At 65.5% G+C, this 23,280-nt stretch carries 23 protein-coding genes; 18 read left to right on the top strand and 5 right to left on the bottom strand.

The window, feature by feature from the left end; translation table 11 throughout:
• Positions 1-30 precede the first annotated feature (30 nt).
• Complete coding sequence (locus QRN51_RS07905; protein ID WP_284989358.1) at positions 31-1,035, bottom strand: DUF4439 domain-containing protein; 1,005 nt, start codon at positions 1,033-1,035, stop codon at positions 31-33.
• A gap of 166 nt (positions 1,036-1,201) precedes the next feature.
• On the opposite strand from QRN51_RS07905, the gene rimP reads away from it, so the two are divergent.
• From rimP to QRN51_RS07875, 6 genes are all read left to right on the top strand, one after another.
• Positions 1,202-1,825, top strand: coding sequence for a ribosome maturation factor RimP (gene rimP / locus QRN51_RS07900; RefSeq protein ID WP_059387824.1), 624 nt, complete (start codon positions 1,202-1,204; stop codon positions 1,823-1,825).
• A complete protein-coding gene (gene nusA, locus QRN51_RS07895) occupies positions 1,825-2,805 on the top strand; it encodes a transcription termination factor NusA (RefSeq protein WP_059387823.1) in 981 nt (326 codons plus the stop codon). The genes rimP and nusA overlap by 1 nt, the downstream gene beginning before the upstream one ends.
• A 223-nt stretch (positions 2,806-3,028) precedes the next feature.
• The gene (locus tag QRN51_RS07890; RefSeq protein WP_059387822.1) at positions 3,029-3,370 is read left to right on the top strand and encodes a YlxR family protein; all 342 of its coding nucleotides are present in this window, start codon (positions 3,029-3,031) and stop codon (positions 3,368-3,370) included.
• A 152-nt stretch (positions 3,371-3,522) separates the two neighbouring features.
• Positions 3,523-6,372, top strand: a complete 2,850-nt coding sequence (gene infB / locus QRN51_RS07885) for a translation initiation factor IF-2 (RefSeq protein WP_284989357.1) — start codon at positions 3,523-3,525, stop codon at positions 6,370-6,372.
• 269 nt (positions 6,373-6,641) lie between these two features.
• Complete coding sequence (gene rbfA, locus QRN51_RS07880) at positions 6,642-7,151, top strand: 30S ribosome-binding factor RbfA (protein ID WP_236816645.1); 510 nt, start codon at positions 6,642-6,644, stop codon at positions 7,149-7,151.
• 116 nt (positions 7,152-7,267) lie between these two features.
• On the top strand, positions 7,268-7,753 hold the full coding sequence (locus QRN51_RS07875) for a nucleoside deaminase (RefSeq protein ID WP_284989356.1): 486 nt from the start codon (positions 7,268-7,270) through the stop codon (positions 7,751-7,753).
• A 3-nt stretch (positions 7,754-7,756) separates the two neighbouring features.
• Here QRN51_RS07875 and QRN51_RS07870 read toward each other — a convergent pair whose 3' ends face one another.
• Positions 7,757-8,911, bottom strand: a complete 1,155-nt coding sequence (locus QRN51_RS07870; protein ID WP_284989355.1) for a pyridoxal phosphate-dependent aminotransferase — start codon at positions 8,909-8,911, stop codon at positions 7,757-7,759.
• An 86-nt stretch (positions 8,912-8,997) separates the two neighbouring features.
• Between QRN51_RS07870 and truB the strand changes: the two genes are divergently transcribed.
• The 9 genes from truB to QRN51_RS07825 all read left to right on the top strand — a co-directional run bounded on the left by truB (position 8,998) and on the right by QRN51_RS07825 (position 17,713).
• Positions 8,998-9,918 (top strand): tRNA pseudouridine(55) synthase TruB, encoded by a 921-nt coding sequence (gene truB, locus QRN51_RS07865; protein WP_284989354.1) that lies wholly within the window; start codon positions 8,998-9,000, stop codon positions 9,916-9,918.
• Positions 9,919-9,920: 2 nt separating this feature from the next.
• Positions 9,921-10,274 (top strand): hypothetical protein, encoded by a 354-nt coding sequence (locus QRN51_RS07860; protein WP_284989353.1) that lies wholly within the window; start codon positions 9,921-9,923, stop codon positions 10,272-10,274.
• 2 nt (positions 10,275-10,276) lie between these two features.
• Positions 10,277-10,726 carry a hypothetical protein gene (locus tag QRN51_RS07855; protein ID WP_441433213.1) on the top strand — a complete coding sequence of 150 codons (450 nt, stop codon included), beginning with the start codon at positions 10,277-10,279 and terminating at the stop codon, positions 10,724-10,726.
• A 116-nt stretch (positions 10,727-10,842) separates the two neighbouring features.
• On the top strand, positions 10,843-11,826 hold the full coding sequence (locus QRN51_RS07850; protein ID WP_284989351.1) for a bifunctional riboflavin kinase/FAD synthetase: 984 nt from the start codon (positions 10,843-10,845) through the stop codon (positions 11,824-11,826).
• A gap of 9 nt (positions 11,827-11,835) precedes the next feature.
• Positions 11,836-12,690: a tryptophan 2,3-dioxygenase gene (gene kynA / locus QRN51_RS07845; protein ID WP_284989350.1), complete on the top strand. Its 855-nt coding sequence runs from the start codon at positions 11,836-11,838 to the stop codon at positions 12,688-12,690.
• Positions 12,691-12,889: 199 nt separating this feature from the next.
• A complete protein-coding gene (gene rpsO / locus QRN51_RS07840; RefSeq protein ID WP_028266602.1) occupies positions 12,890-13,159 on the top strand; it encodes a 30S ribosomal protein S15 in 270 nt (89 codons plus the stop codon).
• A gap of 254 nt (positions 13,160-13,413) precedes the next feature.
• On the top strand, positions 13,414-15,666 hold the full coding sequence (locus QRN51_RS07835) for a polyribonucleotide nucleotidyltransferase (protein WP_284989349.1): 2,253 nt from the start codon (positions 13,414-13,416) through the stop codon (positions 15,664-15,666).
• A gap of 154 nt (positions 15,667-15,820) precedes the next feature.
• Positions 15,821-17,164, top strand: a complete 1,344-nt coding sequence (locus QRN51_RS07830) for a M16 family metallopeptidase (protein ID WP_284989348.1) — start codon at positions 15,821-15,823, stop codon at positions 17,162-17,164.
• A gap of 87 nt (positions 17,165-17,251) precedes the next feature.
• Positions 17,252-17,713, top strand: coding sequence for a DUF1579 family protein (locus QRN51_RS07825; protein WP_284989347.1), 462 nt, complete (start codon positions 17,252-17,254; stop codon positions 17,711-17,713).
• A 25-nt stretch (positions 17,714-17,738) separates the two neighbouring features.
• Here the strand turns inward: QRN51_RS07825 and QRN51_RS07820 are convergent, their stop codons facing one another.
• From QRN51_RS07820 to moaA, 3 genes are all read right to left on the bottom strand, one after another.
• Positions 17,739-18,032 (bottom strand): hypothetical protein, encoded by a 294-nt coding sequence (locus QRN51_RS07820; RefSeq protein WP_284989346.1) that lies wholly within the window; start codon positions 18,030-18,032, stop codon positions 17,739-17,741.
• Positions 18,033-18,112: 80 nt separating this feature from the next.
• Entirely contained in the window at positions 18,113-18,379 is a 267-nt protein-coding gene (locus QRN51_RS07815; RefSeq protein ID WP_284989345.1) for a MoaD/ThiS family protein, read from the bottom strand.
• Between the two features lie 4 nt (positions 18,380-18,383).
• Positions 18,384-19,514 carry a GTP 3',8-cyclase MoaA gene (gene moaA, locus QRN51_RS07810; protein WP_284989344.1) on the bottom strand — a complete coding sequence of 377 codons (1,131 nt, stop codon included), beginning with the start codon at positions 19,512-19,514 and terminating at the stop codon, positions 18,384-18,386.
• A gap of 172 nt (positions 19,515-19,686) precedes the next feature.
• Between moaA and QRN51_RS07805 the strand changes: the two genes are divergently transcribed.
• Genes QRN51_RS07805 through QRN51_RS07795 form a run of 3 tightly spaced genes read left to right on the top strand, consistent with a single transcriptional unit; the run spans position 19,687 to position 23,235 of the window.
• Entirely contained in the window at positions 19,687-20,424 is a 738-nt protein-coding gene (locus QRN51_RS07805; protein WP_284989343.1) for a response regulator transcription factor, read from the top strand.
• On the top strand, positions 20,411-21,679 hold the full coding sequence (locus QRN51_RS07800; protein WP_284989342.1) for a sensor histidine kinase: 1,269 nt from the start codon (positions 20,411-20,413) through the stop codon (positions 21,677-21,679). Before QRN51_RS07805 ends, QRN51_RS07800 begins: the two co-directional genes overlap by 14 nt.
• Entirely contained in the window at positions 21,676-23,235 is a 1,560-nt protein-coding gene (locus QRN51_RS07795) for a molybdopterin-dependent oxidoreductase (protein ID WP_284989341.1), read from the top strand. The genes QRN51_RS07800 and QRN51_RS07795 overlap by 4 nt, the downstream gene beginning before the upstream one ends.
• Positions 23,236-23,280: the final 45 nt, after the last annotated feature.

The raw sequence follows: 23,280 nt of genomic DNA, 5'->3' as shown, positions 1-23,280 counted from the left end.
ATCTGCTGCCGCCAGCAAAGAAAGGCTTTCCTATGGACCCGGAGTGCCGCTCGGCAGTGGGGGCAGCGCCTTGCCGTCGACCGCAAGGCCGGCGAAGGGACCAACCGGGGTTCCCCAGGCCTGGCTGCGTTTGGCGGCGTCCACGAGCCCGTCGATCGCCCATTGGCGCGTCTCGCCCTCCGACAACGCGACGAGGTCGGCGTAGGCAGTCAGCGAGCTGGACTCCATGCTCCCGAGCGCCAGCCCGGGTTTGGCGGCGAAAGTCGCAGGCAGGCGATAGCCGGCTTCCCGCGGGGGCGTGGCGATGCAGTGCAGCCGGCCCTGGGCCTCCGCTCCGCGGAGCAGCTCCTGGTGGCGCGCCAACCACGTGCTTGCCGTCGCCGACGCCTTCGCGTCCAGCTTGGTCAGGGCCACTTGGTACGCATAGATCGCCTCCTGTTCGGAGCTGACGACGGCGGCAAGGGCTCCGGGCAGATTGGCCTGGGTGGGCGCCGTTCCGGGTGTCGGCGCCGTCGTCGAGGTGCCCGTTGAGGCAGGGCAGCTCGGCGGCGGTGCCGGGGCGGCACTCGCCCCGGGCGGGGTCGCTGGTAGCGGCAAGCCCCAGTTCGTGGCAAGCCGCGATGACTCAAGCAGCTGGGCGGTCCCGACGGCGGCAAGCAGCCGGGCCATGCCGCCGTCGGCATTCGCGGCGTCCGCCAAGCGACGGGAAGCGCTCGCGGAGAGCGCGGAGACGAAGCCAGCCCGCGTTGGGCGGTCCTGCGTGGCACGGAGGCTGGGGGTGGCCGTGGGAGTGCTCGACGCCGACGGGCCGGAAGGTTGCAGCAGCGCCTGCGCCTGGCTTGTAAGCAACATCACAGTCTCGGTGCTCTCCAGGAGCGATGCGTTGCCCAGGAGCGTCTCGGCCGAAGAGAGCGCTTCGGAACGGGCAGTTTCGGAAAACGGCACCGCCTGGGGCTTTCCAACGTCCCGCGGGACAAGCACGGCGCCGACTCCGAGGACGAGGACTGCGAGGAAGGCCAGCAGGAGGGTCCTCATCCAGCCATGGCTCCGTGGTTTCTCAACAGTCTCGTGGTTCACAACAGACTATGGTGTCACGCCCGCAGGCAACTTGCGTCCCCGCGGAGGGACCCCGTGCACCACGCCGCCGCAAATGTCGTTAAGCTAGTAGTCACAACATCATCTATCGGGAGGCGGCTGGCCAGTGAGTCATTCGGAAGCCACGACTTCAACAGACCAGGCTGGAACGGATCCGACGAGTCCAGCACAACACGAGGTCCGCAACCCCGAGGAGAGCAGGCTGAAGGCCCTTCTGGAGCCTGCCGTCCTGGCGAGCCGGCTCTATCTTGAGGATGTTGCCATCCACGTTGCCGGTTCGCACCGGGTAGTCCACGTGGTCATCGACCTGCCCCAGGAGGAAACCGGCGGCGTCAGCCTGGACGTCATCGCGGAAATCTCCAGGGCGCTCTCGGACATCCTGGACAACGATCCCCGCACCGACGGCCGCCCCTACGACCTTGAGGTCTCCTCGCCCGGCGTCGGGCGCCCCCTCACGGAGCCCCGCCACTGGCACCGGGCGCGCGGACGCATGGTCAAGGTCAACGTGATCCAGGGAGAGAACCTGACGGGCCGCATCCAGTCCGTCGACGACGACGGCGTCACGCTGGTTCCCGAGCAAGAGGTCAAGAAGGGCATGAAGCCCAAGCAGGGCGAACCCGTGAAGATTCCTTTCGACAGGATCCGCCAAGGAAAAGTCGAGATAGAGTTCAGCCACCTCAACGAGGCCGTGCTGGAAGACGAGTACAACGGACCTTCCGAGGAGGCCTAATGGATATTGACATGAGTGCGCTGAGACTCCTGGAGCGTGAGCGTGAAATCCCGCTGGACCTCCTGATTCCCACCATTGAGCAGGCGCTCCTGGTGGCATACCACAAGACGCCGGGCGCCTTCGAAAAGGCCCGTGCGGAGCTGGACCGCAAGAGCGGGCACGTGACCATTTGGGCCACGGAAATCGACGACGACGGCGAAGCCATCGGCGAGTTCGAGGACACTCCTGCCGGATTCGGCCGCATTGCGGCGAGCACCGCGCGGCAAATCATCCTGCAGCGCCTGCGCGACGTCGAGGACGACAACGTCCTCGGCGAATTCAAGGGCCGTGAAGGCGAACTCGTCGCCGGCCTGATCCAGCAGGGCAACAACCCGCACATGATCCAGGTGAACCTCGGTTCCGTGGAAGCACTGTTGCCGCCGCCCGAGCAGGTGCCGGGGGAGAAGTACACCCACGGCAACCGCCTGCGTGCGTTTGTGGTGGACGTCCACCGCGGCGCCAAGGGACCCTCCATCACGCTGTCGCGTTCACACCCGGGCCTTGTACGGAAGCTTTTCGAACTGGAGGTCCCGGAGATCGCGGACCGATCCGTCGAGATCGTGGCATTGGCACGCGAGGCCGGACACCGGACCAAGATGGCCGTCAAAGCCAACACCCCGGGCATCAACGCCAAGGGTGCCTGCATTGGTGAAATGGGTTCCCGCGTCCGCGCGGTCATGACCGAACTCAATGACGAAAAGATCGACATCGTCGACTTCAGCGACGATCCGGCGACCTTCATCGCCAACTCCCTTTCGCCGTCGCGCGTGAATTCCGTCACTATCACGGACGAAGCCACGCGTTCGGCCCGCGTGGTTGTTCCCGACTACCAGCTCTCCCTCGCCATCGGCAAGGAAGGCCAGAACGCCCGCCTCGCAGCCAAGCTGACCGGCTGGCGGATCGACATCGTCTCTGACGCCACTCCGGCCAAGGGCAACTAAATAGACCAAACGGTGCCCGGCCCCGGATCCCCGCAGCTTGTGGATTCGGTGGCCGGGCACTCGGGGGCTTAGAATGGATGGAACCGGGCCTATGCCCGGTATCCGTGCGCTTTGGCGTGCTCGCGGCTTGTGGGGCAATAATCCCGGCAAGTCGAGGGTGGGCGCCGAGCCAAGCAGAACCGCAGAAGACAGGCAAAGACACTGAGGCAGGTTGATACACCCAGTGACTGAACTGCTTCACACCAGGCACCAGCCTGTGCGCACCTGCATCGGATGCCGGAAACAAGGCAAGCGGAGCGAGTTGATCCGGCTTGTCGCCGAAGGCGGCGGGTCACCCGTCGTCCTGGTGGATGAACGACGCCGGATGGCTGGCCGGGGTGCGTGGCTGCACCCCAGCACCACGTGCCTGACGCTGGCAAGCAAACGGCGTGCTTTCGCTAGGGCCCTCGCGGGCGCAAGTGAAGTCACCGCCGTCGAACGCTACCTGGCGGCAGTCATACCCCCTGCGGACACCCACGTGAAAGCAGGAAAACCGTCCAAACCTGAAAGCGGGTCAGAAAACTGATGGAAACCCGATGAGTTCCCAGCGATGAGTGCGCAACGATGACAACTTTGTTGCGCTCTGCACAGGGCCTATCCGCCGCGTTAGCGGCAGGGGCCCGCAGTAAGAATTAGACGGTTCGTGCCTGGCTCGGTGCGGACCGAGACAGGAGAAATGTGGCCAAGGTCCGCGTACATGAGCTCGCCAAAGAGCTCGGTATTACTTCCAAAGATGCAGTGACAAAACTGCAGGAATTGGGCGAATTCGTTCGCTCCGCCTCTTCGACAATTGAGGCACCGGTCGTGAAGAAGCTTCGCGACGCCTATCCGGGCGCCGGCGCTGCGAAGGCCGCTGCCCCGGCAGCACCTCGCGTTGCAGCCCCCGCGGCACCCGCTGCCCCTGCTGCACCGGCAGCATCCCGCCCGGCTCCGGGCCCCGCTGCGCCCAAGGCTCCGGTTCCAGCCCCCAAGGCTGAAACCCCCGCCCCGGCGGCGCCTGCGGCTCCCGCAGCCGCAGCAAGCCCCGTTTCCGCCAAACCGGGTGCCCGTCCGGCACCCAAGGCCGAAGCCCCTGCCCCGGCACGTCCGGGCAGCCAGGCACCGCGGCCAGGCGGCCCCCGTCCGGGCAACAACCCGTTTGCGACCTCGCAGGGCATGCCCCGCGGCCGTGGCGACGGCGAGCGTCCTCCCCGTCCGGGCAACAACCCCTTCGCAACTTCGCAGGGCATGCCGCGTTCCGGTGGCCGCACTGACGGCGAGCGTCCCGGCGGTCCGCGTCCCGCGGCCGGCGCAGGCGGTCCCCGCCCCGCAGCCGGTTCCGGTGGTCCGCGTCCGGGTGCTCCGCGCCCCGGTGCTCCCCGTCCGGGCGCTCCGCGTCCGGCAGGTGGCCCCGCAGGAAACCGTCCCAGCCCGGGCATGATGCCCAACCGCACCGAGCGTCCCGCTCCCGGTGGCGCAGGCCGTCCGGGCGGCGCTGGCCGTCCCGGTGGTGGCGGCCCCGGCCGTCCGGGTGGCGCTCCTGGTGCCGGCACCGGTGGCGGAGCTCCCGCCGGCGGTGGCTTCGGCAAGGGCGGCCGCGGACGCGGCGGTACCCAAGGTGCCTTCGGCAAGGGTGGCGCAGGACGCGGCAAGCAGCGCAAGTCGAAGCGTGCAAAGCGTCAGGAACTGGAGCAGATGAGTGCTCCGTCGCTGGGTGGCGTATCCGTACCCCGCGGCGACGGCAACACCGTAGTCCGGCTCCGTCGCGGCTCGTCCATCACGGACTTCGCCGACAAGATCGAGGCGAACCCCGCTGCACTGGTGACCGTGCTGTTCCACCTCGGTGAAATGGCAACGGCTACGCAGTCGCTGGACGAGGACACCTTCGGCCTGCTCGGCGCCGAACTCGGCTACAAGGTACAGGTTGTCTCTCCGGAAGACGAAGAGCGCGAGCTCCTCGACTCGTTCGACATCGATCTCGATGCCGAACTGGAAGCCGAAGGCGACGACGTCCTCGAACCGCGTCCGCCGGTTGTCACCGTCATGGGTCACGTTGACCACGGTAAGACCCGATTGCTCGACGCTATCCGGAAGACCAACGTGGTTGCCGGCGAACACGGCGGCATCACGCAGCACATCGGTGCCTACCAGATCAGCCACGTCCACGAAGGCACTCCGCGCGACATCACCTTCATTGACACCCCGGGTCACGAGGCGTTCACCGCCATGCGTGCACGTGGTGCCAAGGTCACCGACATCGCCATCTTGGTTGTCGCAGCCGACGACGGCGTCATGCCGCAGACGGTGGAAGCACTCAACCACGCACAAGCGGCCAACGTGCCGATCGTCGTCGCGGTCAACAAGATCGACAAGGAAGGTGCGAACCCGGACAAGGTCAAGGGCCAGCTCACCGAGTACGGCCTGGTTCCCGAAGAATACGGTGGCGACACCATGTTCGTTGAGGTTTCTGCCCGCCAGAACATCAACATTGACGAACTGATCGACGCCGTGCTGCTGACCGCAGACGCCGCTTTGGACCTGCGCGCCAACCCGGACAAGGACGCTCGAGGCATTGCCATCGAAGCGAACCTGGACAAGGGCCGCGGCTCCGTGGCCACCGTCCTGGTCCAGTCCGGTACCCTGGCCGTCGGTGACACGATCGTGGCCGGTACGGCCCACGGCCGCGTGCGTGCCATGTTCGACGAAGACGGCAACGCCCTCGACGTCGCGCTCCCGTCCCGTCCGGTCCAGGTCCTGGGCCTGTCCAACGTACCGCGTGCAGGCGACACCTTCCTGGTGACCTCCGACGAGCGTACGGCCCGCCAGATCGCTGAAAAGCGCGAGGCAGCCGACCGCAACGCGGCACTGGCCAAGCGCCGCAAGCGCATCAGCCTCGAGGACTTCGACAAGGCTGTGGCCGAAGGCAAGATCGACACCCTCAACCTCATCCTCAAGGGTGACGTTTCCGGTGCGGTCGAAGCCCTCGAAGACGCCCTGCTCAAGATCGATGTGGGCGACGAAGACGTTCAACTGCGCGTCATCCACCGCGGTGTGGGTGCCATCACGCAGAACGACGTCAACCTCGCCACGGTGGACAACGCCATCATCATCGGCTTCAACGTCAAGCCCGCCGAGCGCGTGGCTGAACTGGCCGATCGTGAAGGCGTGGACATGCGCTTCTACTCCGTCATCTACTCGGCAATCGATGACATCGAGCTGGCCCTCAAGGGCATGCTCAAGCCGGAGTACGAGGAAGTCCAGCTCGGTACCGCCGAGGTCCGCGAAGTCTTCCGTTCTTCCAAGTTCGGAAACATCGCCGGTTCGATCGTGCGCTCGGGCATCATCCGCCGTAACACGAAGGCCCGCGTCAGCCGCGATGGCAAGGTCATCGGCGACAACCTCACCGTTGAGACGCTCAAGCGCTTCAAGGACGACGCCACCGAGGTCCGCACGGACTTCGAGTGTGGTATCGGTCTTGGCTCGTACAACGACATCAACGAAGGTGACATCATCGAGACCTTCGAGATGCGCGAAAAGCCGCGCGTCTAAGGTGTCGCAGGCCGGTGCTGCTCTCGGGCGGCTCCGGCCCGTTCCGCCGATATGGGGGCCCCGCCCCTACGCTGGGCGGCTGACGTCTTACGACGTCGGCCGCCCAGCTTCGGCAGGCCCGATGCCACTCCCGGGCCCCCCATATCGGCTCCACGGGCCTCAGTGGGAAGCTCGCGGCCCGTTTCGGGCCTTTTTTGGCGAGTGGCATTTTTTTGACTTAAGTACGCGAGACGCCACCGCGCCGTCGTACGCAAATTTTAGGAGTAGAAATGGCTGATCCGGCACGCGCTGCCAAGTTGGCGCAGCGGATTAAGGTTGTTGTTGCTGAGGCACTGGGCCGGCGGATCAAGGATCCTCGGGTTGAGGGCATCACTATTACGGATGCCCGCGTCACCAACGATCTTCAGCACGCCACCGTGTATTACACCGTCTTCGGCGACGAAGCCGCCCATTCTGATGCTGTTCGGGCGTTGGAGAAGGCCAAGGGTGTTTTGCGCCAGGAAGTGGGCCGCAACATCACCGTGCGGCTGACTCCGACCTTGGAATTCGTTGCCGACCTCATCCCGGTCAACGCCTCGAACCTTGAGGAGCTCTTGCGCACCGCCAAGCAGCGCGACGCCGAGGTGGCCGCCCTGGCCGCCGGCGCCAAGCACGCCGGCGACGCAGACCCGTACAAGAGCGATGCCCCGCAGGATGCGGACATCGACGAAGACGATTTTGACGAAGAAGACATCGACCTCCGTGCCGATGAAGATATCGACGAAGACGGCGGCAAATAGTCCGGCGCTTCCCGGGTGGGGCCGGATCCGCAGTTCTCGCGACTGCCGGATCCGGTCCTGCGTGTTTAACCGTGAAAAGCCGGGCCAAAATGCTGGCCCGTCGCTAAGATCGGAGCATGGCGGCCCACGATGCAGCTCAGAGTCCCGAAGACTACCTTGAACACGCCGTGCGGCTCGCGGTGCAAAACGTGGCCGACGGCGGCGGCCCTTTCGGCGCCGTCGTGGTCACCCCGGACGGACGGCTCCACGACGGCGTCAACCGGGTCACCCGCGACAACGACCCCACAGCGCACGCCGAAGTAGTGGCCATCCGGCGGGCCGCGTCGGAACTGGGGAGCTTCAACCTCAGCGGCTCGGTGCTCTACTCAAGCTGCGAACCGTGCCCTTTGTGCCTCTCGGCGGCCCTATGGGGCCGGGTCAGCCGCGTCTACTTTGCCGCCGATCGGCACGGGGCAGCGGCCGCAGGCTTCGACGATGCCGTGTTCTACGAATATTTCGACGGCAACAGGCCCGACCTGCTGCCCGTCCAACACACTGACGTTCCTGCATCCGAGGCTCCCTTCGATGCCTGGCGCGGGCACAAGAACCGGACCAAATACTGAGGCTCACGTCCGCGCCGGGAGACGCCCGACGCCGTCGAGCAGTTGCTGCTGGTCACCGCACAAAGCGATCCTGATCCATCCTTCGCCGATGGAACCGAACGCGGTTCCCGGTGCCACGGCCACTCCAGAGTCTGCCAAGAAGGTGCGCACCCAGGCACGCACGTCCCCGCCGCTCACATGCGAGACGTCCGCCCAGAGATAGAAAGCTCCCTGGGCGCCCAGGAAGGGAATGCCCTTCCGGGCAAGCACCGCCGAGGCGGCATCGCGGTTGGAACGGTAGTGCTCCCGCGCCGTGTCCACATAGTCCTGCGGGCCGGTCAGCGCCGCGACGGCAGCGTACTGGGACGGCGAAGCCACGCAGGAAACGATCGCTTCCATGACGTTGTTCATCTTCCGTTCGAGGCCCGGCGGGCAAATGAGTGCGCCGATCCGCAGTCCCGTCAGCCCGTACGTTTTGGACAAGGTCAGGGACGTGAAGACCCGGGCCTCCCCGGGAACGGCGCTGTCGAAGCGGGCGGGACTCGTGTGCGGAACGTCGAAGGTGAAGGCTTCGTAGCATTCATCCGAAATGATCCACAGATCGTGTTTGACGGCCAATTCCACGAGCTCGCGCGTCGTTTCCTCGCAGATCACTGCGCCCAGGGGATTGGACGGCGAATTCAGGACCAATACCTTGGTGCGCGGCGTGATCAGGGCCTCGATGTCCTCGATGCGGGGTTGGAACTCGTGCTCCGGGTAGAGCGGATACTGCACCGGGACGGCGTGCAACAAATGGCTTGTCATGGCAAAAGTCGGGTAGCCCGGATTGGGAATCAGGATCTCGTCGCCGGGGGAGAGGAGCAGGCTCATGGCGAAGTGCAGTCCCTGCTGGGCTCCGTCCACGACATATACGCGCTCCGCCCCGATATCCACGTGGTTGTGGGCACGGAAGCGGTCGGCGAAGGCTTCACGCAGCGCCGGGATTCCGGCATTGGGGGTGTAGTTGGTCTCGTCCCTGTCCAGGCACGCGATCCCCGCGTCCAGGATGTGCCGGGGCAGCGCGAAGCCCGGCTCGCCGATGCTGAGGACGATCGCCCCGGGGGTGCTCCAGGCCGCCTCGGTGATCTCGCGGATCTGGTTCACGGGCACTTCGCGGACGTGTGCGGCAAGCTCAGGCATGGGAGCCATCTTAGCCGCGGTCCCGGAGCGTCCAGGGAAGCCGCGGGCCGCAGGATGCATGCCCCGGCGCGGATATACTGGGAGGCGTGCTTTCTGGACTGGTAATCGTTGACAAGCCGCAAGGATGGACCAGCCACGATGTGGTTGGACGGATGCGGCGACTGGCCGGTACCCGGAAAGTGGGCCATGCGGGGACCCTGGATCCCATGGCCACGGGGGTGCTTGTGCTTGGCATCAACAAGGCCACGCGATTGCTGACCTACATCGTGGGCACCTCCAAGACGTACTCCGCCACCATCCGGCTCGGTGAATCAACCATCACGGACGATGCCGAGGGCGACATCACCGCAAGCCGCAGCGCCGCCGCAGTCACTGAGGACGCCATCCGTTCCGGCGTCGCGCAGCTGAGCGGCGAGATCCAGCAGGTCCCCAGCAGCGTCAGCGCCATCAAGGTCAACGGCGAACGGTCCTACGCGCGCGTGCGTTCGGGGCAAGAGGTCAAGCTCGCCGCCCGGCCCGTGACCATCCACCGTTTCGAGATCCACGCCATCCGGAGGGTCGACGACGGCAGGATAGTGGACATCGACGTGACCGTCGAATGCTCCTCAGGCACCTACATCCGCGCGCTGGCACGCGACCTGGGCGAGGCTCTCGGCGTCGGCGGCCATCTGACGGCGCTGCGCCGCACCCACGTGGGGCCGTACTCCCTGGAGCAAGCCCGCACCCTCGAACAGCTTGCCGAGGAACTGGAAGTCCTCGACATGTCCGCCGCCGCCCGGGCGCTCATGCCCAACCGGGAACTGAGCGACGCCGAAACCACCGAAATCTCCTTTGGCCGCAGGATCGCCGCGGGACCCGCTGCCGGCACGGCCGGCGCGGCCACCGCCGAGAACCCGGCTGCCGCGTTCTCTCCGTCAGGGGAGCTGGTGGCGCTGTTGGCCGATGCGGGGAGCTTCGCCAAGCCCGTCCTGGTGTTCGCCCCCGACAACGAAAAGCAGGCACAGTAACCATGGACGGATACTTTTACGCTGTCCTGATAGTGGGCCTGTTGTCCACCATCATTTGCGTCGCGGCCGGCATCATGAAGAAGGCCCCCAACGACGTCACCATACTGTCGGTTGCCGCCGTCGAACTCGTCCTGCTGGTCTATCTGGTGGGATCGATCATCCGCGTGGCGATGGGTGAAAAGATCGCGGGGGAGCCCTGGGAATTCTGGGGCTACATCATCACGGCGCTGATCCTCCCCGTCGTCGCGGTGTACTGGTCCATCCTGGAGCGGACCCGTTGGAGCAATTTCGTCATGGGCGCCGTGGGCGTCACCGCATTGGTCATGGCGGCCCGCATGAACCAGATCTGGTACTGACATTGGAAGAAGCACACGAAGTGACTGTTGAAACCACCGGGAAGAAGAACCGGGACACCCGCAACACCGGGCCCGGGAGGCTGCTGATTGCGGTCTACGCGGTGTTCGCGATCTCGGCCACGGCCCGTGCCGGCTACCAGATCCTGACCAAGTTCTCGGATGCTCCCTTGGCCCACATCCTCTCGGCTTTCGCCGCCGTGGTGTACATCGTGGCGACGGTCTCCCTCGCGAAGCCAGGCCGCACGTGGTTCAAGGTGTCCCTCGCGGCCGTCCTTGTTGAGATGATCGGCGTGGTGGTGGTTGGCGCCATCAGCCTTTTCGATCCGGTGGCTTTCCCGCACGACACTGTGTGGTCCTTGTTCGGACGTGGATACGGCTTTGTGCCGTTGATCCTGCCGGTCCTGGGACTACTGTGGCTCTACCGTCGGCGTCCGGCACCACTCACGCAGTAGAAATCGGAGCTCCGCCACCGGGCAAGGGCGCCGTGGGATAGCGGGTAACCTTAGAGAATTCCGGCGCCGGAGCAGGCACCGGGCATAGTGAATACCAGCAGTAAAAGGCGAGGTTGATGGTCCACATCTGGAACGATCCCACCGAGGTCCCCGAGGATTTCGGTCCCAGCGTCGTGACCATCGGCAACTTTGACGGCGTCCATCGCGGACACCAGCAAGTGCTGACGCAACTGTTGCGCACGGCAAAGCAGCACGGTGCGCGGTCCGTCGTCGTGACCTTCGATCCCCACCCGGCACTGGTCCATCGGCCCGACTCGGCGCCGGAGCTCCTCATGGGGCTGCAGGACAAGCTCGATGCCCTGGCCGGCACGGGCGTGGACGCCGTCCTCGTCATGAAATACAACCTCACGCTTGCCGCCATGACGCCCGAGGAATTCGTCGTCAAGGTCCTGCTGGACGGGCTTCACGCAGCACATGTCGTTGTGGGCCACGATCTTCGTTTCGGCGTGGGAAATTCCGGCGACGTCGGCACCATGCAGGAATTGGGCAAGGAACTCGGATTCGGCGTCCACGTGGTCAACGAGTTCGGCGCGGAAGGCTTTCCAGTACACGACGACGGCGGCACGGACCGCCGCTGTTCCTCCACCTGGGTGCGCGAGGCCCTTGCCGAAGGCGACGTCGAGACCGCGTCCGCCGTCCTCGGCCGCCCGCACAGGATGCGCGGCGAAGTGGTCCATGGCGCTGCGCGCGGACGCGCCCTGGGCTTTCCGACCGCAAACCTCGACCACGGCGCCACGGGCTACGTACCGGCGGACGGAATCTACGCCGGCTGGCTCGTGGACGAATCCGGAACCCGCTGGCCAGCCGCGATTTCAGTGGGTTCCAACCCCACGTTCGACGGCGTGAGCCGCCAGGTGGAAGCGCACGTGATCGACCGCCCCGAGGAGGCGGTGGAGGACTTCAACCTCTACGGCCAGACCGTCGTGGTGGAATTTACGGCGCGGCTGCGAGGCATGGTGGCCTACCGCGGACCCGAGGCCCTGGTGGAACAGATGCGGCTGGACGTCGTCCAAGCCCACCATCTCCTGCTGGACAAGTAGCCCCCTACCGTGAGCGTTGAGAAGAACACCCGGCCACTCGACGAAGGCATCGTCAAGGACTTCAGCTCACGCATGAGCTACGCCTCCTACCTGCAGCTGCCCGTGCTGCTCAGCGCCCAGCAACCTGTCAGCCAGCCTGAACACCATGACGAACTCCTGTTCATCATCCAGCACCAAACCACCGAGCTCTGGCTAAAGCTGGTCCTGCACGAACTCCGCAGCGCGGCCGCCTGGCTCCGCCAGGACGACCTCGGCTCCGCGCTCAAGGCCATCGCCCGGGTCAAGCACATCCAGAAGACGCTCACCGAGCAATGGTCGGTGCTCGCAACGCTCACCCCCACCGAGTACTCCCAGTTCCGTGGCTTCCTGGGCAATGCCTCCGGCTTCCAGTCGAGCCAATACCGCGCGGTCGAGTTCATCCTCGGCAACAAGAACGCCAAAATGCTGCCAGTGTTCGAATCGGATCCGGAGTCCCGGACCATGCTGGAGGAGCTCCTGAATGCCCCGAGCATCTACGACGAATTCCTGGCTTACCTGGACCGGCATGGCTACGAGGTTCCGCGGTCCGTCCTGGATCGGGACGTCACCCAGGCCCACGAGTTCGCCCCCGAGCTCTTGCCTCTTTTCAAGCACATCTACGAACATGCCGTAGACAACTGGGCGGCGTACGAAGCGTGCGAGGAACTGGTGGACTTGGAAGACAACTTCCAATTGTGGCGCTTCCGGCACCTCCGCACGGTGCAGCGGACCATCGGCATGAAGACCGGAACCGGAGGCTCGAGCGGTGTGTCCTTCCTGAAGAAGGCCCTTGACTTGACGTTCTTCCCTGAGCTTTTCGCCGTCCGGACTGAGATCGGGCAGTGAGCGGCGGCCGTCGTTGAAGAGGCTTTGATGAGGGTCACACGGCAGCTTTCGACAAGATTGCCGGGCTGCCGGTAAACTGAGGGATGGATCCGGCTGCAGTCCGTGGCGGCTGGACCTGTTTTGTGTGCGGTCATCGGCGCATTACAACCCGGCAGCGAGGCGCTGAATCGGGACGCACGGCACAACTCTAGGAGTTCACGTGGCACTTGAAGCCGCTGTTAAGCAGTCCATCATCGAGGCATACGCAACGTCCAAGGGCGACACTGGTTCGCCGGAGGTCCAGATTGCAGTCCTGACTCAGCGGATCAAGGATCTGACTGAGCACATGAAGGAGCACAAGCACGACTTCCACACCCAGCGCGGTCTGCTGGCCATGGTTGGTCGTCGCAAGCGCATGCTGGGCTACCTCAAGAAGACTGACATTGCCCGCTACCGTGCGCTCATCGAGCGCCTCGGCCTGCGCCGCTAGTTTGACTTCGGGCGGCCCGATCCTCCGCGGAACGGGCCGCCTTTTCTCCATAACTAAATCCAACACTTAACAGGAGTTCAACCGCATCGCGCATTCGCGGTCCTCGGTAGTGATCCCCGGGAGCAGCCTTCTGTGATGAAGGCACAGCCCGTGGGTCTCGATCGATGACCGGGTGTCGTACAGGCCAGGAACAGACGCTGGCCTGGGTCGATGCGGGAGGACTTCCGCTAAACAAGAAACGGAGGTGACTCTCAATGGAGGGTCCCGAAATCCAGTTCTCAGAAGCCATCATCGACAACGGCCGCTTCGGCAAGCGTGTAATCCGCTTCGAAACCGGCCGCCTCGCCAAGCAGGCAGCCGGCGCCGCGATGGTCTACATCGACGAAGACACCGCACTGCTGTCCGCAACCACCGCAGGAAAGTCCCCGCGTGAAGGCTTCGACTTCTTCCCGCTGACCGTCGACGTCGAAGAGCGCATGTACGCCGCCGGCCGCATCCCGGGCTCGTTCTTCCGCCGTGAAGGCCGCCCGTCCACCGAAGCCATCCTTGCTTGCCGCCTCATGGACCGCCCGCTGCGTCCCGCGTTCGTCAAGGGCCTGCGCAACGAGGTCCAGATCGTCGTGACCGTCCTGGCGATCAACCCGGACGAGCTCTACGACGTCGTGGCCATCAACGCCTCGTCCATGTCCACCCAGCTCTCCGGCCTCCCGTTCTCCGGCCCGATCGGCGGCGTCCGCGTTGCCCTCATCGCCGACGAACAGGGCACCGAATGGGTTGCCTTCCCGAAGCACTCCCAGCTCGAGAACGCCGTCTTCAACATGGTTGTTGCCGGCCGCATCGCCGGGGACGACGTCGCCATCATGATGGTTGAAGCCGAAGCCACGGACAACTCCTGGAACCTCATCAAGGAACAGGGCGCCACCGCTCCCACCGAAGAGGTCGTTTCCGAGGGCCTCGAGGCTGCCAAACCGTTCATCAAGGCCCTGTGCGAGGCCCAGGCTGACCTGGCCGCCCGCGCTGCCAAGCCTACGGTTGAATTCCCGGTCTTCCTGGACTACCAGGACGACGTTTACGCCGCTGTTGAAGCCGCCGCTGCCGAGAAGCTTGCTGCTGTCTTCCAGATCGCCGACAAGCAGGACCGCGACAACGCCTCCGACGAACTCAAGGACGAAGTCCTTGGCGCCCTCGCCGGCGAGTTCGAGGGCCGCGAGAAGGAACTGTCCGCAGCCTTCCGCTCCTTGACCAAGCAGGTTGTCCGCCAGCGCATCCTCAAGGACCAGATCCGCATCGACGGCCGCGGCCTGACGGACATCCGCCAGCTGACCGCCGAGGTAGAGGTCCTGCCCCGCGTTCACGGTTCCGCCATCTTCGAGCGTGGAGAAACCCAGATCATGGGTGTCACCACGCTGAACATGCTCAAGATGGAACAGCAGATCGACTCGCTGTCTCCTGTCACGCGCAAGCGCTACATGCACAACTACAACTTCCCGCCGTACTCCACCGGTGAAACCGGCCGCGTCGGCTCCCCGAAGCGCCGCGAAATCGGCCACGGTGCACTCGCAGAGCGCGCCCTGGTTCCGGTTCTGCCGTCCCGCGAGGAATTCCCGTACGCCATCCGCCAGGTGTCCGAGGCCCTCGGCTCCAACGGTTCGACGTCGATGGGTTCCGTCTGTGCTTCCACGCTGTCCCTGCTCAACGCAGGCGTGCCGCTGAAGGCCGCCGTTGCCGGTATCGCCATGGGCCTGGTTTCCGACCAGGTTGACGGTCAGACCCGCTACGCTGCCCTGACCGACATCCTCGGCGCCGAAGACGCTTTCGGCGACATGGACTTCAAGGTTGCCGGTACTTCCGAGTTCGTCACGGCCATCCAGCTGGACACGAAGCTCGACGGCATCCCCGCATCGGTCCTGGCCGCAGCCCTGAAGCAGGCCCGCGAAGCCCGCCTGCACATCCTGGACGTCATCAACGCCGCCATCGACACCCCGGACGAGCTCTCCGAGTTCGCACCGCGCGTGATCGCCGTCAACATCCCCGTTGACAAGATCGGTGAGGTCATCGGCCCCAAGGGCAAGATGATCAACCAGATCCAGGAAGACACCGGCGCCGACATCTCCATCGAGGACGACGGCACCGTCTACATCGGCGCCACCAACGGTCCGTCTGCTGAAGCAGCCCGCGCCGCGATCAACGCCATTGCCAACCCGCAGATCCCGGAAATCGGTGAGCGTTACCTGGGCACGGTCGTCAAGACCACCACCTTCGGTGCGTTCGTTTCCCTGACCCCGGGCAAGGACGGCCTGCTGCACATCTCCGAGCTGCGCAAGCTGGCCAGCGGCAAGCGCGTGGACAACGTCGACGACGTCGTCTCCGTGGGCCAGAAGATCCAGGTCGAGATCACCAAGATCGACGACCGCGGCAAGCTCTCCCTCTCCCCGGTTGTGGCCGAGGAAGAAGGCGCCGTCTCCGAGGAAGCTCCCGCCGAAGAGGCTGAAGTTTCCGCCGAGTAGCCTGAACCGGCAAACACGCGGCAGGACCGGTGGACATGTCCACCGGTCCTGCCCGGTTTTAACAACGGATTCCCGTCCCGGGGGCGATGCACCCGCTGGTACGATTGCAGCCAGATTTGGCACCCATGATTTCCCGCAGAACTGAAAGGTCTTGATGACTGTCGTACCCCTCCCATTGGCGCAGACCGTGCCCGGCGGCGAATTGATCCATGGCGCCGAAGGCGGCTCCGTTGTCCGGCGTTCAGTGCTTCCGGGAGGCGTCCGGGTGCTCACAGAGGCCATGCCCGGGCAGCGATCCGCAACCATCGGATTCTGGGTGGGTGTCGGTTCCCGGGACGAGGCGGACGGCCAGCACGGCTCCACCCACTTCCTTGAGCACCTCTTGTTCAAAGGCACCAAGAAGCGCACAGCCCTGGAGATCGCGTCCGCTTTCGACGAGGTCGGCGGTGAATCGAACGCGGCCACCGCGAAGGAAAGCACGTGCTACTTTGCGCGGGTGCTGGACACAGATCTTCCGATGGCTATCGACGTCATCGCGGACATGATCACCGGCGCCGTGCTGGATCCTGCGGAACTTGAGCAGGAACGCGACGTGATCCTTGAGGAAATCGCCATGGACAGCGATGACCCCACCGACGTCGCACATGAAAACTTCGTGGCCGCAGTGCTCGGTGTGCATCCGCTGGGCCGACCGATCGGGGGCACCCCTGCCGCCATCAAGGCTGTGTCCCGCGATTCGGTGTGGGCACACTACCAGCGCTACTACCGACCCGACGAAATCGTGATCACCGCTGCCGGCGGCCTGGACCACGACATCGTGTGCCGCCTCGTGCTCGATGCCTTGCGGACGGCAGGCTGGGAGCTGAAGGACACCGCCGCCCCCGTTGAGCGCCGTTCCACCGAGCGGGCGGACATCACGGGTACCGCAGGGCTGCATGTGATCAAGCGTCCCGTGGAGCAGGCCAACATCATCATGGGTTGCCCCTCGATCGTGGCCACCGACGATCGGCGCTTCGTGATGAGCGTCCTGAACGCTGTCCTTGGCGGTGGCATGTCTTCGCGCCTCTTCCAGGAGATCCGCGAAAAGCGGGGCCTCGTCTACTCCACCTATTCCTTCGCCTCCGCCTATGCTGACGCAGGCTACTTCGGCATGTACGCCGGCTGCACGCCGTCGAAGGTCAAGCAGGTCCTGGAACTCCTGGGCGCCGAGCTGGACAAGCTCGCTGCCGACGGAATCACGGACGAGGAACTGCGCAAGGCCGTCGGCCAATTGTGCGGCGGAATCGTCCTGGCCCTTGAAGACACCGGTTCGCGGATGTCCCGCCTCGGCCGCGCCGAGCTCGTCTCCGGCGAATTCCAGGACATCGACGAAACGCTGGACCGCATCAAGGCCGTCACCGCCGAGCAGGTCCAGGAACTCGCCCGGGTGCTCGCCGAAGCCCCCCGCACCGTAACCGTCGTCGGGCCCTTCGAGGAATCCGAGACGTTCGGCCTCTAAACCCGCGTCCGGGTGGGGAAGGCTGGACGCGCCTGCTCGATCGGGAACATGATGGTGACGTATCCATCGTCCCGCGCAGGAGTCGCCATGAACGAGCCATTGAAGAGTCATGCACACACTGCGCTGGAGGCATTCCTGGGTCATTGGCGGGGGAGCACCGAGCTTGCGGCCTCGCCCTGGGGACCCGCCCGGACCGCCGACGCCGAGGTGACATTCTCGCGCGCGGCGGGAGGCTACGCCTTGGTGCAGAGCTACCGGCACATCGAGCCTGACGGCACCCATTTCGAGGGCCACGGTGTCTTCACCGTTGACCCGGACCACGGAGAGACCCTCTGGTACTACGTGGACAGTATGGGCCGGCCACCGGAAGCTCCGGCCCGCGGGCATTGGGAGGACGGCACGCTCAGGCTTGAGCGGCGTAGTCCTCGCGGGACCGCGCGCCACACCTTCAAGGTGGACGGCGGCGTGCTGACCCACACGGCGGAACTGAGGCTCGGGGATGCCCCGACATTCAGCCCGTTCATGGTCTCTGTGTGCAGGCGCGTCTAAGGCACACGTCCGGCAGGCACAGCGTTCAGAGGACCTTGGCCTCCAACGACTCAACGATCCGCGCATCCGGCATGCCGTCGAGCGAGGCCGGCCTTCCAGGTCCACTCCACACCCGTGTCCGCAAGGTGTCCAGCATTGATTCAGCGCGCTCCCGCTCGGCGAAATCAAGCTCAATCAGGACCCGCTGGGAATCGTCCACGGGCTTGGAGACCCTGTACGAAACAACGCCGGAGCCGGTGCGATCTGCCGGATCCGAGTCGAACGACCGCTTCCATGCGTCGAAGTCGTTCACGGCGTGTTCGATCAGGAGGGTGTACATGGCTGTTCCTTTGCTGTTGCGCGGATAGGCACAGCGTAGGCTCCTTGGACCCCGGGAGCTACCCTCCGGCCGTGGCCGGCTCAGCCCCCGGCAAACGGCGGGAGGACGTCAACGACGTCGTCCGCACCGAGGGCCGCCGAATGGTCGCGGACCGCTATCTCGTTGCGCAGGAAGCTGCTGCGCGAAATGATCCGGGCCAGGGGCGGTGTGCCGGCCGGTGGTTCCGGACGTTCGACGGCGAGCACGGCCGCGATCAGCCCGTCCAAGCTGGTTCCGTCCGGGAGATCGTGGTGTTCCTCTTCGACGCCTGCCGCGGCGCGCGCGGCAGCGAAGTATCTTACGAGCAAAGCCTCAGCCTCCGATGGCGCTCATGCTGCGGTCTGGTTGGACGAAGTCGGGTGCGCCGAGGCCGCTGTGGTCCATGCCGTGTGCTTTGGGTTTGATCCACATGGCGTCCTGCCAGCGTTGGGCGAGTTCCTCGTCGCTGGCTCCGGACCGGAGTAGTCCCAACAGGTCGAATTCTTCGCGGGAGAACAGGCAGCTCATGATCTTGCCTTCGGCGGTGATCCTTGTGCGCCGGCAATCGGAGCAGAACGGTTCGGTGACGGAGGCGATGATGCCGACGGTGCCCAGGAGCGGACCGGTGGCTTGGACGGATGCCGGGTCCCGCCGTCGTACTTCGAATCGTTCCGCTGGTGCGCCGTCGCGTTCGCGCGGGTCCGGGGCCAGGGCGAAGTCGCGGGAGAGCAGTTCGCGGATCTCGGCTGCGGTGATCATGTCGCGCCGGGTCCAGCCGTGGTCGGCGTCCAGCGGCATTTGTTCGATGAAGCGCAGTTCATAGCCGCGCTCCACTGCCCAGGCCAGGAGCTCGGGGGACTCGGCGTCGTTGATTCCGCGCATGAGGACGGCGTTGATCTTGACCGGTCCCAGGCCCGCGGCCCGGGCGGCATCGACGCCTGCCAGGACCTTGTCCAGGAAAGGCCGCCGGGTCAGCTTCGTGAAGGTTTCTTCGTGGAGGGAGTCGAGGGAGACGTTGATGCGGGTGAGTCCGGCTTGCTTGAGCGCTGCTGCTTTCTTGTCGAGTCCGACGCCGTTGGTGGTCATGGAGATCGGCAGATCGGGGTGCGCCTGGCGGAGGGCGGTGATGATGTCCACCAGGTCGGCGCGGACCAGGGGCTCGCCTCCGGTGAGGCGCAGTTCGCGGACCCCGAGGTGTTCGACGCCGATCCGCACCAGCCGGACGATCTCGGCGGCGGTCATCACGGCTTGTTTGGACAACCATTCGAGGCCTTCGGCCGGCATGCAGTAGGTGCAGCGGAGATTGCATTTGTCGGTCAGGGACAAGCGCATGTCGGTGGCCCGGCGTCCGTAACGGTCGAACAGGCCCGGAGGAGTTCCGGCAGGGCGCGGCGGAGGAGCAGACACGCTGCTTCCCGTCCCATCGCCCGTAGGGGGCAACGGCATGCCTAGCTGAACACTCATGGGTTCAGGCTACGCCAGGCAGGGCCCGAGCGTGATATCGGCCACCAGTCACGTTCGTCATCCGCTCCCGTGGAAGGCAACGCAAGAGGTGACTTCTTACGGAATGCATACGGTTGGCCCGTGGACGCCCGGAACACGTACCGCGGGCACCCCGCGAATCTATGCTGAAGGTGTGAACACGCAGCCCGCCCCGCACGGTGCCGACGTCGGCAATCGGCGTATCCTGCTGGTCGAAGACGAACAGACCATCGCCGACGTCGTCCGGGACTACCTGGTCCAGGCAGGCTTCCAAGTCGATCTCGCGGGGGACGGCTTCACCGCGCTGAGCCTCGCGGCCGCCAGGCGGCCCGACCTTGTCATCCTGGACCGGATGCTGCCCGGACTCGACGGCGTGGAAGTGTGCCGCAGGCTCCGCCTGGCCATGAGCGTACCGATCATCATGGTGACCGCCCTCGGCACGGAAGACGACCGGATCCTGGGATTGGAAAGCGGAGCGGACGACTATGTCACCAAGCCCTTCTCGCCCCGCGAGTTGGTCCTCCGTGTGAAGTCCGTCCTGCGCCGGAGCATCCGGGAATTCAGCCCGGAACCGCCAGTCGAACTCGCCGGCTTCGAATTGGATCCTGCCTCGCGCACAGTGCTCCAGGATGGCAAACCCCTGATGCTCACGGTGCGTGAGTTCGATCTGCTGGCGTTCCTCCTCCGCCGGCCCAACCAGGTGTTCAGCCGCGAGGATCTCATCAAGGCAGTGTGGGGTTGGGACTTCGGGGATTTGTCCACTGTGACCGTCCACGTGCGTCGCTTGCGGGAAAAGATCGAAGACAACCCCACCACCCCGGTGCTGCTCAAAACGGTCTGGGGAGTCGGCTACCGCTTTGACGCGAAGGAAGGTGGACATGCAGCCGGCTGAAATGTTCACCATCCTGGGCTGGATGCTGCTGTGGGCGGTCCTCATCGGCGCCTTGACCCTTGCCTTGCTGCGTTTCCTGCGTGGCGCGTCGATCCTGGTCCAGATTTGCCTCGTGGTGGTGGCCACCGTTGCCGTCCTCGTGGCAGGGATGGTGAGCGCCTTCAATGCGATGTTCATTTCCGCCCTGGACCTCGAAGTCATGTGGTACATCCTCGGGGTAGCCTCGGCCGTGGCGATCGCGATTTCCCTGGTCCTCGGGGCCGGGGTGTCCCGCAACGCCATCCGGCTCGTCGCAGCAACGCGGCGCCTCGGCAGCGGAGAAGCCCTCGATGGCTCCTTCCTGCCACAATCGGGATCGCGGCGGGCCGGACCGGCAATGAACTCCGAGCTCGCCCAGCTAGCCCAGGAACTCGAAGCGAGCAGCGTCAAACTTGAGGAATCCCGGCGACGGGAAGCCGCCGTCGAAACCGCCCGCCGCGAACTGGTCTCCTGGATCTCGCACGACCTCCGGACCCCTTTGGCCAGCATGCGGGCCATGGCCGAAGCGCTGGAAGATGGCATGGCCTCCGACATCCCCGCGTACTACCGCAAGATCATCGCCCAGACGGACCAGATGGCGGTCATGGTCAACGACCTCCTGGAACTGTCCAAAATCCAGGCGGGAACGCTCCGCCTGAGCGCAGAATCCCTCGACCTCTACGACCTCGTGAGCGACGCCATCGCCGATCTCGCGCCCCTCGCCGCCCAACGCGGCATCCGGCTCGACGGCGGCGGCGACCGGGAGTGCATGGCCGTCGCGGACGGCCCCAGCCTGGGACGGGCCGTCCGGAACGTGCTGCTCAACGCGATCATCTACAGCCGGCCCGACGGCGGGGTCATGGTTCGCGTCGGACGCGACGGGAGCGACGCCGTCGTCGACGTCGTGGACAGCTGCGGAGGCATCGACGAGGAGGATCTCGCCCACGTTTTCGAGACCGGCTGGCAAAAGGACCGTGCCCGGGGAGCGGGGAAGCCTGTGGAAGGGGGTCCACCGCGATACAGCGGAGCAGGCGTGGGGCTCAGCATGGTGGCAGGCATCGTGAAGGCTCACGGCGGCACGGTCACGGTGGCGAACACCGGCGAGGGCTGCCGATTCACGCTCCGCCTTCCGTCGGGTGCACAGGCCGCCCCGGCCCACGCCGAGGTATTTCCGAAGCAGACAGTCCACGCGGACACCGTTCCGTCCGAGAGCCCCAAACAGGCAGGCACATTATGAGCAGGACCACTTCGAAGAAAGCCGGTACCAGGACGGCCGTCCGGTGGGCGGCGGCGTGCGGCGTGGTGGCCATCGGGTTCGGGGTGGCGGCCGGCGAGTTGCTGGCCGGGTTCCTGAGCCCGTCCGTTTCACCGGTCACCGCGTTGGGCGGTGTGGTCATCGACGCCGTGCCGGGTTGGGCCAAGGAACTGGCCGTCAACCTTTTCGGCACCGCCGACAAACTTGCCCTGATTGTCAGCATCGCCCTGGTGACCTTGGTCCTCGCCGCGGTAGCAGGACTGCTGGAGTATCGGCGAAAAGGAGCGGGGCTGGCGCTCGCCTTGCTCGCTGGAGCTGCGGGGCTGGCTGCAGTGCTGACCCGTGCCCAAGCCGCGCCGACAGCCGCAATTGCCCCCGTCGTGGCCACGATCGTCACCATGCTTTTCCTCCGGCTCCTGATCCAGCGGCTGGAAACCTGGCGACCCGTGCCCGTTGCAAGCGACATGCCCTTGGCGCGCCGAAGCTTTATGCAATTGCTGGGTGGAACCGCGATAGCAGCGGCGGCGGCGGGGATCGTCACGACCCTCGTGCGGAGGGCGGGAACGGTGGCATCCGATTTCCGCCGCGGGGTGGCGCTTCCTGCCCCGGTGACGCCCCCGCAAAAGGTTCCCGACGGCGCCGCCCTCACCTTGGCGGGCCTGCAGCCGCTCGTCACGCCGAACCCCGACTTCTACCGGATCGACACCGCGCTGATCCCGCCTGCCGTGAATCCGCCGGACTGGACCCTCAAGGTGACTGGCCTGGTGGAACGCGAAGTCACCTTGGATTTCGCCACCCTGCTGACGAAGCCGATGATCGAGCGTCACGTGACCATCGCGTGCGTATCCAATGAAGTCGGCGGAGACCTGATCGGCAACGCCCTCTGGCTGGGCTGGCCGGTCCGCGAACTCCTCGCCATGGCCGGACCGAAGCCTGGTGCGGACATGGTGCTCTCCCGCAGCACTGACGGCTGGACCGCCGGAACCCCCCTCGAGGCGCTCACCGACAACCGGGACGCGATCCTCGCCGTCGGAATGAACGGCGAACCCCTGCCGCTGGAGCATGGCTTCCCCGTCCGGATGGTCGTCCCGGGCCTCTACGGCTATGTTTCGGCCACCAAATGGCTGACCGAACTGAAGGTGACGCGTTTCGCCGACGATCAGGGCTACTGGGTCCCTCGCGGTTGGAGCGACCACGGTCCCATCAAGACCCAGTCGCGCATCGACGTGCCCCGGGACGGCCGCTCAGTAAAGGCGGGAACGGTCCAGTTCGGCGGTGTCGCGTGGGCTCAACACCGCGGCGTCTCCCGGGTGGAGCTGCGCGTCGACCGCGGCAAGTGGCAGGAAGCCAAGCTCGCGCCGGGGATCTCGTCGGATACGTGGTACCAATGGCAGCTGGGCCTTGAGCTGGGCTCCGGGAACCATGAAGTCCAGGTCCGTGCCACCGATGCCACGGGTACGCCGCAGCCCGAAGCCCAAACTCCCGTCGCCCCGGACGGCGCCACGGGGTTCCACACCATCCATGTCACCGCCAACTGACATTAGGCTGTGAAAGTCTGAGCGAACCAATCCGGGAGGAACCCT

Origin of the sequence: Arthrobacter sp. efr-133-TYG-120 (genome assembly GCF_030209785.1) — a bacterium.
Lineage (GTDB): Bacteria > Actinomycetota > Actinomycetes > Actinomycetales > Micrococcaceae > Arthrobacter.
Note: the sequence above shows the minus strand (reverse complement) of the source record. Positions and strands in the feature narration are given on the sequence as shown.

Excerpts from the sequence above, each read along its gene's own strand:
- QRN51_RS07905 (WP_284989358.1), bottom strand. The coding sequence starts at position 1,035 with ATGAGGACCCTCCTGCTGGCCTTCCTCGCAGTCCTCGTCCTCGGAGTC.
- nusA (WP_059387823.1), top strand. The coding sequence starts at position 1,825 with ATGGATATTGACATGAGTGCGCTGAGACTCCTGGAGCGTGAGCGTGAA.
- rbfA (WP_236816645.1), top strand. The coding sequence starts at position 6,642 with ATGGCTGATCCGGCACGCGCTGCCAAGTTGGCGCAGCGGATTAAGGTT.
- QRN51_RS07875 (WP_284989356.1), top strand. The coding sequence starts at position 7,268 with ATGGCGGCCCACGATGCAGCTCAGAGTCCCGAAGACTACCTTGAACAC.
- QRN51_RS07870 (WP_284989355.1), bottom strand. The coding sequence starts at position 8,911 with ATGCCTGAGCTTGCCGCACACGTCCGCGAAGTGCCCGTGAACCAGATC.
- QRN51_RS07860 (WP_284989353.1), top strand. The coding sequence starts at position 9,921 with ATGGACGGATACTTTTACGCTGTCCTGATAGTGGGCCTGTTGTCCACC.
- QRN51_RS07850 (WP_284989351.1), top strand. The coding sequence starts at position 10,843 with ATGGTCCACATCTGGAACGATCCCACCGAGGTCCCCGAGGATTTCGGT.
- QRN51_RS07835 (WP_284989349.1), top strand. The coding sequence starts at position 13,414 with ATGGAGGGTCCCGAAATCCAGTTCTCAGAAGCCATCATCGACAACGGC.
- QRN51_RS07830 (WP_284989348.1), top strand. The coding sequence starts at position 15,821 with ATGACTGTCGTACCCCTCCCATTGGCGCAGACCGTGCCCGGCGGCGAA.
- QRN51_RS07825 (WP_284989347.1), top strand. The coding sequence starts at position 17,252 with ATGAACGAGCCATTGAAGAGTCATGCACACACTGCGCTGGAGGCATTC.
- QRN51_RS07820 (WP_284989346.1), bottom strand. The coding sequence starts at position 18,032 with ATGTACACCCTCCTGATCGAACACGCCGTGAACGACTTCGACGCATGG.
- moaA (WP_284989344.1), bottom strand. The coding sequence starts at position 19,514 with ATGAGTGTTCAGCTAGGCATGCCGTTGCCCCCTACGGGCGATGGGACG.
- QRN51_RS07800 (WP_284989342.1), top strand. The coding sequence starts at position 20,411 with ATGCAGCCGGCTGAAATGTTCACCATCCTGGGCTGGATGCTGCTGTGG.
- QRN51_RS07795 (WP_284989341.1), top strand. The coding sequence starts at position 21,676 with ATGAGCAGGACCACTTCGAAGAAAGCCGGTACCAGGACGGCCGTCCGG.